9 protein-coding genes are annotated in these 15338 nt (G+C 71.5%); 2 read left to right on the top strand and 7 right to left on the bottom strand.

Translation table 11 applies throughout. The annotated features are described in order from the left end of the window. Nucleotides 1–6 precede the first annotated feature (6 nt). The 5 genes from WMF19_RS33475 to WMF19_RS33495 are packed head-to-tail and all read right to left on the bottom strand — an operon-like array spanning nucleotide 7 to nucleotide 9008. The gene (locus WMF19_RS33475) at nucleotides 7–255 is read right to left on the bottom strand and encodes a hypothetical protein (protein ID WP_012238571.1); all 249 of its coding nucleotides are present in this window, start codon (nucleotides 253–255) and stop codon (nucleotides 7–9) included. Between the two features lie 14 nt (nucleotides 256–269). Further along, entirely contained in the window at nucleotides 270–1622 is a 1353-nt protein-coding gene (locus WMF19_RS33480) for a tetratricopeptide repeat protein (protein ID WP_437894069.1), read from the bottom strand. Further along, nucleotides 1619–6010, bottom strand: a complete 4392-nt coding sequence (locus WMF19_RS33485) for a tetratricopeptide repeat protein (protein ID WP_437894070.1) — start codon at nucleotides 6008–6010, stop codon at nucleotides 1619–1621. The genes WMF19_RS33480 and WMF19_RS33485 overlap by 4 nt, the downstream gene beginning before the upstream one ends. Further along, entirely contained in the window at nucleotides 6007–8415 is a 2409-nt protein-coding gene (locus tag WMF19_RS33490; protein ID WP_437894071.1) for a tetratricopeptide repeat protein, read from the bottom strand. The genes WMF19_RS33485 and WMF19_RS33490 overlap by 4 nt, the downstream gene beginning before the upstream one ends. Before the next feature lie 26 nt (nucleotides 8416–8441). Beyond that, nucleotides 8442–9008, bottom strand: coding sequence for a hypothetical protein (locus WMF19_RS33495; protein WP_272094878.1), 567 nt, complete (start codon nucleotides 9006–9008; stop codon nucleotides 8442–8444). A gap of 870 nt (nucleotides 9009–9878) precedes the next feature. Here WMF19_RS33495 and WMF19_RS33500 point away from each other — a divergent pair. Both WMF19_RS33500 and WMF19_RS33505 read left to right on the top strand, forming a co-directional pair. Beyond that, nucleotides 9879–10499, top strand: coding sequence for an RNA polymerase sigma factor (locus tag WMF19_RS33500; RefSeq protein WP_012238576.1), 621 nt, complete (start codon nucleotides 9879–9881; stop codon nucleotides 10497–10499). A 19-nt stretch (nucleotides 10500–10518) separates the two neighbouring features. Continuing rightward, the gene (locus WMF19_RS33505) at nucleotides 10519–11514 is read left to right on the top strand and encodes a zf-HC2 domain-containing protein (protein WP_437894072.1); all 996 of its coding nucleotides are present in this window, start codon (nucleotides 10519–10521) and stop codon (nucleotides 11512–11514) included. 162 nt (nucleotides 11515–11676) lie between these two features. Here WMF19_RS33505 and WMF19_RS33510 read toward each other — a convergent pair whose 3' ends face one another. Further along, nucleotides 11677–12177, bottom strand: coding sequence for a TIGR02266 family protein (locus WMF19_RS33510; RefSeq protein ID WP_437323932.1), 501 nt, complete (start codon nucleotides 12175–12177; stop codon nucleotides 11677–11679). Between the two features lie 129 nt (nucleotides 12178–12306). Next, on the bottom strand, nucleotides 12307–14865 hold the full coding sequence (locus WMF19_RS33515; RefSeq protein ID WP_437894073.1) for a glycosyltransferase family 39 protein: 2559 nt from the start codon (nucleotides 14863–14865) through the stop codon (nucleotides 12307–12309). Between the last annotated feature and the right edge of the window lie 473 nt (nucleotides 14866–15338).

Below are 15338 nucleotides of genomic sequence, written 5' to 3' on the forward strand. Positions count from 1 at the left end.
CCCCGCCTAGAACGGCTCCTTGAAGATCGCCTGCTCGATGCGGTCCAGGAACGGCTGACGCAGCTCGGCGAGCGTGAGCTTCGGCTGGATCCGGCTGACGTCGACGGCCGCGATCGGCTTCTGGATGCGGCCCGTGATCGTCACCTCCGCGAGCGTGATGACCCCGCGCTGCTTGCCCTTCTCCTGCGCGCTCGCCGGCGCGCCGTGGCCGAGGATCGCGAGCAGGACCGAACCCAGCGCAAGTGCCTTGTACATGCTCATGGTCTCCCTCACGTGTCGGTCGCTGCGTCGGCGACGCCTCCATCCGGCGCGGCGGCAGGAGGAGGAGCCGCGGGCTGAGCCGCGGCGGCAGCCGCGTTGAGCTCCCCTTCCTTGAGCTTGGCGCGGTTCAGGAGCTCCTCCGAGTCGTCGCGCTGGCCCTTGTTGCGCAGCTCCTGGAACCTCGTCAGCGATTTGATCGCCTCCGCCACCTGCTGCTTCGGCGTCATGCCGGGGACGGCGGGGGCGAACAGGTAGAGCAGGCCGAGGTCGTAGTGGACCTGAGCCAGGTTCGGGTCGCGGGCGAGCACCCAGTCGAACTCGCGCTTCGCGTCGGCGTAGCGCTCGAGCAGGCGGTAAGCGTCCCCGAGGTTGAGGTGCGCGGCGACGTGCTCGGAATCGAAGCGCACGGCGCCCTCGAGGAGCGGCAGCGCCTCCTGGGCGTTGCCCGCCTCGAGCAGGTAGGTCGCGAGCTGCACCCGCGCCTCGACGAGATCGGGGCGGCGCGTCACCGCCTTGCGGAACTCCTCCAGCGCCGCGGCGCGCTGCCCCTGCTCCCGGTAAATCAGGCCGCGGAGCAGCAGAGCCTCGGCGTTGTCCCTGTCGCGCGGCGGGTTCTCGCTGACCGGCTCGAACCCGTCCAGGATCGCCTGGAGCGCGTACAGCGCGAGATCGAGGCGCCGGTTCCTGTAGTGATCGCGGGCGATGATCACCATCGCCGGCCGGTAGTCGGGGTTGATCTTCAGCGCCTCCTGCGCGATCCGCTGGGCAGAGCCGGTATCCCGCTGGAGCGACTTGATCTCCGCGAGCGTCGCCGCGACGGCCGCCGACTTCGGCATCTGGCCGCGCTTCTCGTTCAGGAGCCGCTCGGCCTCGCCGAGCTGGCTCTTCCTGGCGAGGAGCATCGCGTACGCGACGATGGCGGGCTCGTAGTCCGGCACGAGCGTGAAGGCCTGGCGGTAGCTCGCGCCGGCGCCCGCGTCGCGGAGCCGCTCCTGCACCACGCCGAGCGAATAAAATGCCTGGTGAGCGCGCGGATCGGCCTGCGTCGCCTGCCCGAACTGGGCCCTCGCGTTGACGAGATCGCCGGTCGCGAACGCCTGCAGGCCGCTTTGATAGAACGCCGCCGCCCGGGCGTTCATGGCCGGCGCAGCCGTCTGGGCGGGCAGATCGTAGGGGCGCGCCGAGCTCGGCGTGTCGTTCATGCCGTACGGCGCCTGGACGGGCGCGGTCGCGGCGGGCCCCGCTGGAACCGTGGGCGCCTTCGGCGGCGGCGTCGCCTCCTCGCCGCAGGACGCGAGGGCGAACGGCGAGGTGACCGCGAGCAGGCTGGCGAAGAGGGTGACAGGGAGGCGGCGCATCATGGGACGACCGGCAGGGGCAGGGGGAGGCCGTCGGGCGCGAGCGGCGGAGTCATGCCGGGCCGCGTCCGGAGGAAGAGGCCATCCTTGTACTCGAACGGGCGCTTCGTCTCGGGATCGATGACCCCCTGGCTCCACTCGCGGAGCTTGGCGTCGCCGAGGATGTCCGTGAAGAACGCGAGCCGCTGGATCGCGAGGTCGACCGCCGGATTCCGGACCTTCCACGCCTTCGCCCAGACGACGGACTCGACGTAGAACTTGACCATGGCCTTGTCGGCGTCGTTGAGGAGCCGCTCGCGCGCCGCGCGCCACTGCTCGCGCCGGTTCTGCCGGAGCGCGTCGGCCGTCTCCTGGAGATCCTCGCGATCGCTCGTCTCGGCGAGCTTGAGCAGCTTCTCTTCCTTGTCCGTGTAGAGCCTCAGCCCCGGCGGGCGGGCGTTGTAGAGGCCGGTGCGGCAGGAGTCGTAGAGCGAGCCCTGACGCGCCCGCGCGGCCACCGACCACGGCCGGGACTCATAGGCAGTGATGACCTCCTGGAGCTCCTTCCAGTACCTGTCGTTGGCCTTCGTGATGTCCGCCTCGAAGGCCCGCTTCACCTGGTCGATGACGCCCTCGTAGCGGTGGTGGCCGGTGTCGTAGTCGAACTCGGCCTTGATGCGATCGTCGATGGCCTTGTAGGCGCACTCCGCCGCCATATCGGCCTGCACCGAGCCGAGGGCCTTCACCTTGTCGCCGGTCGCCGAGTTCCGGAAGGACGTGAACGCCGTCATGGTGTTCTTGCACCAGTCCCGGGCCTTCGGATCGCCGCCGGCGGCGCGCATCTTGGACGCGTGGTACGCGGCCTGGACGACATACCCGCTCGCGGCCGGGTTGTTCTTGTTGGCCGCGTAATACGCCTCCATCGACTGCGTGGCCTTGGTCCGCGCGGCGCGGTTCGGCCCCTCGTCGGCCCCCCGCTCGTCCCAGGCCTTCAGGTCCGCCGAGGCGACGAGGAAGTCGATGTCGGCCTTCTGCTCGGGGGGCGGGTTCAGGCTCATGAACGTGGCGCGCGAGGCGGTCATCTTGTCGCGCTCCCCGATGTTCGCGTAGAGCAGCACCGAGTTCCTGGCGGCGTCCCGGCGCGCCGCCTGCTCGAACCGACCGTTGCGAGCGATGGTGTCGTAGGTCTCGGCCGCGCTGCGGTAGTTGAAGAAGAGGACGTACGCGGCGGAGAGCGCGTCGTAGGCCTGCTTCAGGTACTTCACCCGCTCGGCGTAGCGCTTCGGATCGGGGTTCTTCGGAGGGTTCGCGCCCGGATCGCCCTTCTCGAGCTTCGAGAGGTTCTCCTCGCTGCCGTACTCCTTGATGAACAGGGAGTACATCGCGATGGCCTGGTCGTAGTCGCCCACCTGCTTGTAGCAGTAAGCGCCGTTCATGGCGGCCTCCGGCGCCTCGTCGCGGGCCGGTGCCTTCTCGAGCGCGACCTTGTAGAGCGCCGCGGCCTCGCGCCAGGCGGCGACGCGCGCGGGGCCGTCCGGCATCTTCTCGGCCTTCTCGAAGGCCCGGGCGGCGTCGATGTAATAGCCGCGAGAGATCGTCGGCCGGGCGATGTCGCCCTCCTTCAGCTTCTGCTCCTCGCTGACGGCGCAGCTCCGCGTGAGCGCCGCCTCGGCGAGCTTGCGGCTCTGCTCGACGTTGTTCTCGAGGTTCGACATCGTCGTGAGTCGCTCCCACGCCTTGTAGCCGAACTCCGTCTTGCCGCACTGCGCTTCGTAGATGGGCTCCATCCGCTTGCGCGCCTCGGCGAACTGGCCGTAGAGGAAGTAGTAGTCGGCCGCCTGGAACGCGTAGAGGTCGAGGTTCTTCGGGGCGTCGAGCGCGGGAGGGACCCGCTGGATGTACTCGTCCCGCGCGGTGACGGCCGCCTGGACCTGGGGGGGCAGCGGCTCGGCGACCACGCGCTGCTGATCGCCCTCGCCGACGATCTTGACCTTCTCGCGCGGCTCGATCCCCTCGGCGCCGCTCGTCCGCTGGAAGAGCTTGTGTCGATCCAGGAGCGCCTGGTGGGCGGTGTCGACGACCATGTACGCAGCGGGCTGCAGGTACTTGTCGTCCTCGTTGGAGTCCCGCACGCCGACCGCCGAGCTCCTCGCCTGCTCGATCTCGTGCGTCGCGGGCGAGCGATCCATCGCCACCGTGATGACCACGACCATGTGGTGCGCGTCGGCGAGCCAGTACCGGCTCTCGTACGCGTCCGGGGCGTTCTCGTCCTGGGCCAGGTAGCCGGCCCAGCCCTGCGCGGCGAGGCGGTACTCGCCGAGCGCCCGCTCGAAGATCGGGTCGCGCGTCTCCTTGTCGCCGACCGTCAGCGCCTGCTGCACGAGCGCGCTGCCGGCGTTGGTGTGATCGGCGGCGGCCCGGCGCAGCCCGCCGCGCACCAGCCGCTCGGCGGTCTGGATCGCCTCGGGATCGTCCTTGTTCGCCTCGACCCAAGGGGTCGTCCCGACGTACTGGGCGAGCTTCGTGCGCGCCTCGAGCGCCTTCGCCGAGTTCATCGCCCGCTCGGCCGTGCCCTCGCGCGACTGCGAGGTGAGCGTGTCGTAGATGTCCGCGATCTGGTTCTGGACGACGGGCGCGTCGCGGTGCATCGGCCACTTCTTGAGGAGGATCTCGCTCACCTCGATCGTGTTCCGATACTGATTGAGCTCCTTGAACTCCAGCGCGAGCGCCTTGTAGATCTCGACCGTCCACTTCTGATCCTGCGGGATCAGCTTGGGATCCTGGACGCGATCGATGGCGATCCGCATCTTCTGCTCGGCCATGCGCGGGTCGGTCTCGACGTCGAGGACGTCGTTCCGCGGGACGTAGGGCTCGTCCGGTCCGGGGCCGACGAAGTCGAGGTACGTGAGCGAGCCGGCGATGTAGGTGTACGCCTCGGCGCGGAAATCCGCGCCGGGATCGCCCGTCAGCTTCTCCTGTTCGTCGGTGTAGCGGAGCAGCTCGATGAACTGGCGTACCGAGGTCTCGTAACGCTGCTGCTTGAAGTACGTCCAGGCGAGCTTGTACATCGCGACGCCGTGGACAGGGGGCTTCTTGTACTTGATGGACTGCCGGTACGCCGACTCCGCCCTGTTGTAGTTGAACGGGCCGCCGGCGCGGTCGATCTCGTTGAAATGGTAGTCGCCGATCTGCCACCAGACCTCGGCGACGTAGCGGGGCTCCGCGCCGAGCGCCGTCTTCTGCGGGATCGGCTGGCAATCGTCCGTATACGGATCGACGTACGCCGTCTCGTCCTCGGTGACGGGCGCCCGCCCCCGCGCGCCCTTGCGCGCCTGGAGCGCCCGGCCGCCCGGCGTGGACCCGATGGGCGTCGGGTGGCGCGCCTCCCAGCCGGTCCAGTAATCGTTGTCGTGGTCCTGCGGGAGCTTGCCGACGATGTCGCGCGTCGGATCCTTCGGGTCGGTCTCGACGGGATAGGGATACTTGTTGTGGCACACGAGCGAGCGCCACACCTGCTGCGCCTCGGGGAACCGGACCGAATCGTTCAGCGCATGGCCGAGGTAGTAATAGATCCCGGCGAGCTCACGGTACTGGGGGAACTCGCGGATGACGCGCTTGTAGAGCGCGATGGCCGGGAGCAGCGCGACGCTGAGATCCTCGCTCGCGTCGTTGTCGGTGCGCGCGCGCTCCTCGTAGAGCGCAGCCAGGCGGAACATCGCGTCGGGCGTGTTCTCGGGGTGGGCGTTGGGGCCGCTGTAGCGCTCGACGAACACCTCGAGCCGGCGGATCGCCTCTTCCCGGGCGTCGCGGAGCCCCTTCCTCTCGATCTCGATCTCGCGGTCGAGCGACGAGAGGATGCGGCGGCGCCTGTCCTCGTAGTGGTGCTGCACGATGCGCGTAATGGCGCTCCGGTAGTCGCGCGCCGCCTTCTCGTAGGCGGACGCCTCCTTCTCGAGCGCGGCGAGCGCCGCCAGCTGGGCCGGCGTCGGAGGAGGAGGCGGCGGCGCCTGCTTGCGCCCGACCGACATCGGCGGCGCGAAGGGTTGCACCGCTGGCGCAGCCGGCGCCGTGACGCCAGGTTCAGCCGTCGTCGGCGCAGCCGTGGCGCCGGGCGCAGCCGTCGTCGGCGCAGCCGTGGCGCCGGGCGCAGACGTTGTCGGCGCGGCCGCGGGAACGGCAGACGCCGCCGGCGCTGGCTGGCCGCCCGGCTGGGAGAGCGCGAGCGGTGCGACCGCCAGCACCAGCGCAAGGCTGGCAAACCCGAGCGCGCCGCGCGGGCGACGGCGCCCCGGTCGCACGACGCCGCCGAGCGGCCCGCGCGCGCCCGCCGGTCCGAGGATCTGCGCCCCTGCTCCTCTTCGCGGCGCGCCAGAGATCTGCGGCGCGCTCGCGCCGCCACGCTCCTTGCTCACTTCTCGTCCTCCGGATCGCCGCTGTCGTCGAGGACCTCGTTGAGCTCCTCCTTGAGGACCCGATCCTCACGGGCGCGCTCGACCTGCAGGCTGCGAACGCGCGTCATCTGCTCCTCGCGGACCTCCCACGCCTCCTCGGTGATGCCGACGTCGGCGCGCAGGATGATGTTCTTCAGCCGGTCGCGGACGAGGCCGAAGTTTCGCATCGCGACCTCGCCGACGACGAGGCGCGCCTCCCTGTCGAGCGCGTCGAGCTGCACCGAGTAGTGGACGACGTTCGCCGTCTCCCGGCCGACGATCTGCCGGAGCCCCGAGGACTTCTGGGCGACCTCTCCCTCGATGTCGCGGAGCGCCGCCTCGACCTTCGCGTCCGCCGCGTCGCCGGCGCGGAGCACCGGCATGATCCGCTGCGCGTACGCCGCGAGATCCGCGCCGCCGGCGCCCGCCGCGGCCAGCTCCGCCTCGCGGGTCAAGGCGTCGCGGTGGGCCTTGCGCGTCTGCGCGTCCTCGATGAAGCGCTGGTCGCCGAAGCCGACCTGGACCCGGCCCGCGCTGACCTGCTTGCGGAGCACGTCGGTCTGCTGGCGGTAGAGCGCGAGGTCGCGCTCGTTCTGCGCGAGCTCGATCTCGAACCGGGCGATGCTCGCGGGATCCCGGACGACCCCGGCGTGCGGCCCCTCGCGGAGCAGCCGCCTGAGCCCGTTGATCGTCGCCTGCAGCGAGTCCGTCTGCAGCGTGAGCTGCTGCAGGCGCTGCGACTGGGTGTTCCACTGCTTGAGCGCCTGCGCCTCGCGATCCTGGAAGTCGGCGTCCGTGACGGGCACCCGCGCGAGGCGCTTCTCCAGCGCCCTACGCCTCGCGCGCGCGCTGCCGATCTCGCCCGAGAGCGAGTCGTCCTCCACGTCGTCCATGCCCTGGCCGAGCGCGAGGCGCGCCAGCGCGACCCGGTTGAGCAGCGCGAGCGCCTTCTCCTCGCCGGCCTTGAGCTCCGGGAAGGCGCGCACCCGGTTGGGCGAGCTGAGCACGGCGTTCAGCTTCTCGATGAGCTCGTTCGACTGCTTGATCAGCTCGCGGCAGTGGTTGATGTCGTCGATCACCGCGAACGCGGCCGGGCCGTCCTCGGCCTCGCGCGCCCACTGCACCGCCAGCGGCGGGAGCGAGGTGGTCGTGTCGAGCGCCTCGAGCTGCTCCTGGCTCAGCTTGTCGTAGTAGACCGCGGGATCGCTCGTCGAGCCGAGGAAGGCGTCCACGCGCGCGCGCATCGGGTCGTACGTGGCGCGGACCCCCTCGTACACCTTCAGCGCCTTCTCGAAGCGGCCCGCGCGCAGCATCAGGTCGCCGCGGAGCAGCGAGCCGTCCGCGATGTTCTGGCTGTCCGGCTCGGCGATCGCGAGGATCTCGAGCGATCGCTGGGCGCGATCCACGTCGCCCAGGCGGACATACACCCACGCGAGCTCGTAGAGCATCGTCCCGAACTCGGGCGAGACGCGGTCGATGTGGCCGTAGGCCTGCACGGCCTGGGACCACTGGTCGGCCTCGTAGAAGAGCCGCCCGATCGCGAGCCACGCGAGGTCGATGACGCGCCGGTGCTCCGCGGTGTCGGCCGGGAGCTGCGTCACCTTCTGGAACAGATCGATCGCGGCGACGTAGCGGGTCTTGGGCACCGCCGGGGGCGCATCCCCCTCCTTGAGCGGCTCGGGCGGGGGCGTCGCCTCCTTCACCGCGATCAGGCCGAGCAGGTACCTCGCCTGGTGGAAGTACTCGCTCTGCGGGTCGACCGCGCCGAGCGAGGCCTTCGCGCCGCCGAAGTCCTTCTTCACGTAGAGGCCCTTGCCGCGCGCGTAGGCGAGGGCGCTCCCCGCCGTGGAGGCCGGGACGCTGTTCATCGACGCGAAGACGGCGTCGAGCGCGTCGTAGTCCTTGATCCGGAGGCAGATGTCCACGAGCCGGCCGAGCGCCTTCGCCTGGTAGGCGGCGAAGCGCGGCTCGGCGCTGCTCGCGACGATCCGCAGAAAGACCCGGCGGGCCGAGAGGTACTGCTTCGAGCGGAAGTACGTCTCCCCGAGCAGCGTGAGCGCGTCCGGGAACGCCGTCGGATGGTCGGGGTACTTCTCGACCACCTGGTTCAGCACGTTCGCCGCCCGCTCGTAATCCCTGGAGCCCATCAGGAGCTGGGCGTCAGCGATGCGCTGGGCCGGCGTGCGCTGCTCGCCGCGGGACTTGTGGATCGCCGCCTGGATGGCGCCCAGCCCGGACGTGACGCTGCCGATCTGCTGAGAGGCGCTCGTGTAGGCGCGCTCGGAGTCCAGGGCCCACGCTCCGGCGGGGGCCGCGGTCGTGGCCGCGCCGAGCACGAGCAGGCCAAGCAAGGCAGGGAGTCCCCGCGATCCGGTGTCCCAGGTCATGGTGGCTTGTCCTAACGAGCTCGAACCTACTTCCCACCCGCGGCAGCGGACGGCTGCCCGGGAGCATCCGAGAGGCCGCTCACGATCTTCTCGACGAAGCGGACGGCTGGCCGTTCTTCGAGCGGGGTCGTGACGCCGCCCTTCTCGAACGCGACCGCCTGGAGGTTGATGGTCTTGCCCTCGACCGCCGTGAAGGAATGGCTGGAGCGCACCTCGAAGCGGTAGCCCCGGAGGTAGGAGAACACCCCGTAGCCGTTGCCCTGCAGGTTCACGAGCACCTGGAGCGTGTGATCTCCCGGCGGAACGGAGCCGTTGAAGATCGGGATCTCGGTCTGCTCGGCGAGGGCGCCCGACTGATCGGTCTTGTTGTACTGGACCGCGCCATCCAGGACGATCAGCACGCGCGTGACGCGGAACGCGGACGACAGCTCGTTGTTGAATCGGATCGAGGCGCGCGAGCCGGCGCCGCCGCCGGAGAGGATCGTGTCGCTGAGGAGCGAGAGCCGCGTGTGGCTGCGCCGGATCTGCTCCTTGAGCTCGTCGATGCGCTGCTCCAGATCGCGCAGCCGCACCGCATAGGTCGGACCGTCCATCGCCGGAGCGGCGGCCGCGCCTGCAGCCGGTGCGCTCGTCGAGGCAGGAGGCGCCGCCGGGGCGGCCGTCGCGCCCGCAGCGGGGGCGACCGGCGCGGCAGGCGCCGCCGCTCCCGCAGCCGGCGCGACCGTCGCGGAAGCAGGCGCAGGAGCCGCTTGCGCTCCGTTGACAGGCGCGGGCGCTGCGGGGACAGCCGGTGCTGCGGAGGCCCCCGGCGCCACAGAGGCGGCGGGAGCAGCGGCCTTGCCCGTCGCGCCGCCCGGGGCCTGCGCGAAGGCGGGCATCGACATCAAGAACGAGGCTCCCACCCCCACAGCCAGCATCCTGATAAGTCGCATCGAAAGGTAACCTCGTGGTTGAACCCTCGTCAGCAGAGGGGGGCGACCTCTCGCCCGGTGCCGGGGAGTCTAGTGGCGGCGGGCTTCCGAGCGCAACGACCTGGACACCTGCCTCCTCCCCGGCGCAGGCTCCCGTCGCTCACGGCGCAATGACAGCGCGGCGCGGCCGAAATCGTGTGAGGCTCCTCCCGCAGCCGGCGCCGCGGCGTCCTCAGCCGGTCCGCAGGGCGCTGCCCCGAGAACGTCACGCGACCGCGACCCGCTCTCCCCGCCGGCGGCGCGCGGCGCGCGCAGAGATCTGCGCACGCCCGTCCCCCTGCCCTTCCCCGGCCTCGGGCGCTGCGGGCGAAGGGGGCTCGCTCGCTCGGGGGCGGATCCGCTAAGGTGCGCTTGTGTCAGGGGAAGGAGTGCTCCTCAGATCTTCGAGCCGCGCTGCGCGTCCGATCCGACGCCGCGGTCACCGCCGCGAACACTCCGCCGCCCGGGCCGCCGAAGGAGCGCCGCAGAGGCTCGGCCGCTCCGGGAGCTAGGATGGTCCCGATTTCTCGAGAGGAGGTCACGGACGAAGCGCTGATGATGCGCTTCCAGGGCGGCGACCGCGCGGCGTTCGCCGGGCTCGTCCGGCGGCACAAAACGTCCATCTACAACTTCATCCTGCGACAGGTCCGCGGGCCTGCGATCGCCGAGGATCTGGTGCAGGATGTGTTCGTGAAGATCGTGCAGAGCGCCTCCGACTTCAAGCACGAGGCCAGGTTCACCACCTGGGCGTTCGCCATCGCGCGCAACGTCTGCATCGATCACCTGCGAAAGATGTCGCTCCGGCGCCACCCGTCGCTCGACCAGGGCTCCGGGGAGGGCGGCGACGGCCCGACGCTCGGCGAGCGGACCGCGGACCCGGCGCCCCAGGCCGCGGTGGACCGCGTCGCGATCGGGACCGAGATGGGGCAGCGCATCGTCCGCGCGGTCGAGGGCCTTCCGCACGAGCAGCGGGAGGTCTTCCTGCTCCGGGAGATCGGGCACGTGCCCTTCAAGGACATCGCCCACATCGTGGGGGTGCCCGAGAACACGGTGAAGAGCCGGATGCGCTACGCCCTGGAGCGGCTCCAGGAGGCCCTCTCGGAGTACGAGGATTACGCGAGGGCGCTGCGCTAGCGCTCCGGAAGAGCTGTCTATGGACTGCGAGAAGTTCGACCAGCACGTGATGGACGCGCTCTACGACGAGCTCGACGAGCTGACGTATGCGGCCATGAAACGGCACATGGACGGCTGCGCCCGGTGCGCGTCGGCGTTCGCCGGGCTGCGCGCGGCCCGCGACGTCGGCGCCTTGCCGTTCGAGGAGCCGAGCGAGGAGCTCGAGGCGCGGATCCTCGACGCCGTCGAGGTCGCGCAGAAGAAGACGCCGTTCCGGCGCAAGGCGCTCCGCGCGCTGGCCTGGGCCGGCAGCCATGCGATGCGGCCGCAGCTGGCGATGGCGGCGCTGTTCGTGCTCGTCATCGGATCGAGCCTGCTCCTGCTGCGGCCGAAGACGGGCGTGGCGCCGGTGCGGGTCACCGAGTGGGGCCAGCCCGCGTCGGATCAGCACGAGGCGCCCCGCAGCGCCGCGCCTGCCCCCGCGGCCACCGCGATGGAGGAAGGCGACGGCCGGCGCTCGGCCGAGGCCAAGGCGAACGACGCGCCCAAGGCGGAGGCGGCGAAGGAGAAGAGCGCGCGTGCATCCGCGTCTGCGTCCCCGGACGACGGCGCGAGCGCCGCGTTGCACGACGCGCAAGCGCTGCAACGCAAGTCGGGCTGCGCGGCCGCCGTCGGCAAGCTCGATCAGGTCGGCGCGCAGTACCCGGGCACTCCGTCCGCGCACGCCGCGATGTGGGAGGCGGCCCGGTGCTACCAGGCCTCCGGGGACACCGAGAAGGCGCGCGAGCTGCTGCTCGCGCTGCGCTCCGCGAAGGGTTACGGCGACCGCGCCGAGCAGCAGCTCGCGGGCCTCGAGGCGAACGCCGCCGGCGCGCAGGCGCAGAACTCGGCGCCGGCGGCCGCGGCCCCCGCCGCAGCGGCGCGGCGCGCTGTGCCCAAGGCGGCGATGCCCGCGGCGCCGCCGCGCGACGCCGAGGAACCAGGGGCTGCGGGCTCCTCGCGGGCGGCGCCCGCCGATGCCACGATGTCGCGCTGACGGGCCGCCGACACGGCCCGCGCCTCCGCCGTCCCCGGCGCTGCGCCTCGACCTCACCGCGCGCGCCGTGCCTCGACCTCACCGCGCGCGCCGCGCCTCGACCTCACCGCGCGCGCCGCGCCTCGACCTCACCGCGCGCGCCGCGCCGCGGTGGCGCCAGCCTCAGTTCGATCTCACCGGCGCGTCGCGGATGTAGGCGATCGTCCTGATCGTGCCGACGATGCGCTCGCGATCGTCCGGCGTGAGATCGACGAAGCGGATCCCCATGCCCGGGTTCGGGTTGTCGTGGAGGGGGCGCACCTCGTTGATCCACTGCACCGTCCCCTCGAGCACGTACGAGCCGTCGGCCCCCGGCGGCGAGAAGCGGAGCGTCAGCCGCGTGCCGATCGAGAGGGGCTGCGTCGTGCGGACGAAGATGCCCATCTCCGAGATGTTGGTGATGGACGCGTAGAGGAACGTGTCATCGGTCTCGCAGTCCACGAGCCAGGTGACGTCGAGGCGCTCGGACGAGCGTCGGTCGAGCGAATCCGGGGCGGGGATCTCGTGCTCGGCGTCCTCGCCGGAGCCTTGCGTGTCGCCGTAGGCGCCGGCCTGCGCGCACGAGGGCGACGTACCGCCAGGCGTGTCGGGCGGATGATTCGAGTCACCACGGCCCCCGGTCATGAGTCTGCGACTAGCCGCTTTCCGCACGCGCGTCGAGGGCGCTCGACGAGGAGAAGCACGCGTGCGTCGCCAGGCCGCGCAACAGGAGCCGCGCGGCGCGGCATGCGTCGGGAGCCCCACGATGGCGGCTCACCGCACGCGGATGACACCGGCGCGGACGCGGTCCTCGTGTTCCGGCCCACGCGTCACCTGAAAGCGCGTCTCACCGGCGAAGAGGCCAAAGTAGAGCGTGTAGTCGCCCGGGGTGAAGTTGGGCTCGAGCTGGAGCTCGTGGTCGTCCACGACGACGTCGCCCGGCTGCCACAGGCTGAGCGGGTAACGCCCCTCGATCACGGGATGGTCGCCGTTGTATCGGCGCTGGAACCCGTCGATGTGAACGAACATCTTCCAGTTGCCGGTGACCGGCCGGTGGACCCGGAAGTAAGTCCGCAGGTGGTAGCTCTTCTGAGGGACGACGCTCGATACCTTCTGGCCGTCGTCGTCGGTCAACTCCCAGCCGAGCACCTCCAGCTGATCCTCGAACATCGCGTCGAGCGGGTTCTCGGGAGCGGCGGGCTCATCGAGGACGACACGGCCGAGCCAGCTCTCGTTCGGCCTGCCTCCGAGCTCGTTCGACGCAAGGAGGATCTGGCTGGAGCGGCCGTCGAGGACGGGCAGGTTGCGCTGGTAGCGCTTGCGAAAGAGGCTGTTCAACCGGGGCAGATCGTCGGACTTCACGACGAGCCAGCGGCGAGCGTCCGGAACGGCGGCGCCGTCCACGGAGCTCCCCGCGGCGGTGAGCCAGTCGAACGCCTGCAGGACGTCCGTGAACGAGGTGACCTCGCCGCCCTGGTAATAAGCCGCCGTGCGGCTCCGGACGCCGAGCGTCGCGAGCGGCTCGCCGGGCTTGCGAAGCGACTCGTAGGACGCGAAGACCTCCTTCGGCGAGAGCTGGGCCGCGAGCGCCGGATAGTACCAGAAGCTCAGCGCGAAGCCGGCGACGAGGCCGGCGAGCGGCGTGCCGATGGCGCGTGGGACGGAAGCGCGCGCGACGGCGTGGCGGAACGCGTCGCGCGCCACGAGCAGCAGCACGGGGCTCGCCGCGAGCAGCATGGGCAGCGCCCACCAGGCGTTCATCCCGTACGCGGCGAGGTGGTTCGGCATCCTCGTCACGGTGCCCCACCCAATGCGCTTGCCGACGAAGAGCATCGCGCCGACACCGACGAGCGCGGCTTCGATGACGATCAGCAGGAAGAGCAGGTTGCCGTTCCAGATGCGGGCGAGCTCCGCGGCGCCGCCGTGCACCTCGTCGAGCAGGCGCCGCGCCCACGCACCGAAGCTGCGATCGAGCTCGCGGGGCTGCTCTTCGAACCAGGTGAGCGAGACGAGGCCGGCGAACGCGAGCAGGACGAAGCGCATCGCCGAGGCCGCTTCGACCTCGAAGCTCTTCGGGAAGACGGGCTTGTCGACAGAGAAGACGCTGAGCGCCCTGTCCGGTGAGGTGACGAGATCGCGGTAGAGGACGAATGCGAGCACGGCGCAGCCGACGGCGAGCGCTCGCGAGGAGGGAGCGCCGCGCTCGAGATCGCGGATGGCGAGCGCGGCGATGGCGGCGAGGAGCGCGGGGCCGCTGAACGGGAGCGCCCCGGCGTGCGGCGCGAGGAGCGCAAACGCGCTGTAGGCGAGCGCAGACGTGACGATCAGCGCGATCCGGACGCCGGCCTCGCGATCGAGGCGGGGGGCGACGCGCTCGCCCGCCCGGTCCGCGGCGGGGGCCCGGAAGAGCCGGCCGACGGCGAACGGCAGGAAGGCGCTCCACGGGAAGAGGGCATGGCCGAGCTGGCGCAGCGTGAGATCGAACGTGGACTCGACCGGCGGCTTCTTGAGGAGCGCCACGCCGAGGGCGCGGGGGAGCGGCTCGCCGGCGCTCGAGCTCGCGAGCACGAGGGCGCCCTGCGCCGCCGCCGCGACGCCGAGCACCAGCGCGGCGGCGCCCACGAGGTCGCCCAGCGTGGGCCCCCGGCCTTCCGGCTCGGGCCAGGCGCCGGACGTCCGGAGCAGGAGCCAGGTCAGGCCGGCGCCGAGCGCGGGGACGGCGATCCCGATCAGCAGGCCGCGGCTGAGGTATCCGGCAACGACGCCGAGGATCCCCACGGCGAGCCACGCGGCCGACGCGAGCAGGGCGCCGCGCTGCGCCCCTCGCCCGCCCTCGAGCAGCGCGCCGGTCAGCCCGCAGAACGCCATCGTGAGCGCGGCCATCGTGACGATGTCGCCGAGCAGGGTGCGCGCCTGCATCACGTAGAGCGGGATCGTCACGAGCACCGCGACGCCGTACAGGCCGGCCCTTCGATCGACGAGGCGGGCGAGGAACTCGTAGAGCACGAGCGCGCCGGCGAGCCCCCACAGCGCGAGCGGGAGGCGCCCGGCCCAGTCGTGCAGACCGAACACGCGGAAGCCGAGCGCCATCGAGGTGAACCCGAGCTCGCCCATGCCGAGATCGGTCAGGGTCGGCAGCTGCCCGGGACCGTCCGCGAGATCCAGGCCGCGCGCGCCGAAGACGTGGATGGCGATGCGGCGGGCCAGGTCGGCCCGGTCGAGCTCGTAGGGGTCCCAGATGCCGCTCTTGCCGACGAGGGGCAGCAGCGCGAGGGCCGCGAGCGCGAGGGCCGCGAGCCTCGCGAGGCCGGCGCGCCCGCTCCCGGCGGCCATGCGGTCGCGATCCAGGGCCGGCGCGTCACCGATCTCAGCCGAGCGCGCCTCGAGAGGGGGTACCTCGGCGCGGGGCGGGGCTCCGCTCGCGTGCGGGACGGGGGCGGCGGGCGGGGCTCCGCTCTGTGGGTCCCCTCGGTGGACGCTCGACATGCAGGGCATCCCCTTACCGCCTTCGCGCGCGCGTGACCACGGATCGTGGGGAAGCGTTTGTAGCCCCCTTGGGCGTCTGCTATCGCGCGCGGCGTGGTGAAAGCCCGTCCCCAGAGCGCGCCCCAGGGCGCGAAAGCGCGCCCGCAGGCGCCGAAGCCCGCCTCGGCTTCCCGCGGCCCCCGTCCTGCCGAGAAAGACAGCCGAGGCAGCCGTCGAGGAGCGCAATCCAGCGAAGCCCCCCGGGCGAGCGACGCGGCGATCCCGCGAGGTCGCCCCCCCCGGCGCGAAAATCAGGCTCACGCCGACGACAGGTCGCGACG

Source organism: Sorangium sp. So ce124 (assembly GCF_051525235.1).
Lineage (GTDB): Bacteria > Myxococcota_A > Polyangia > Polyangiales > Polyangiaceae > Sorangium > Sorangium atrum.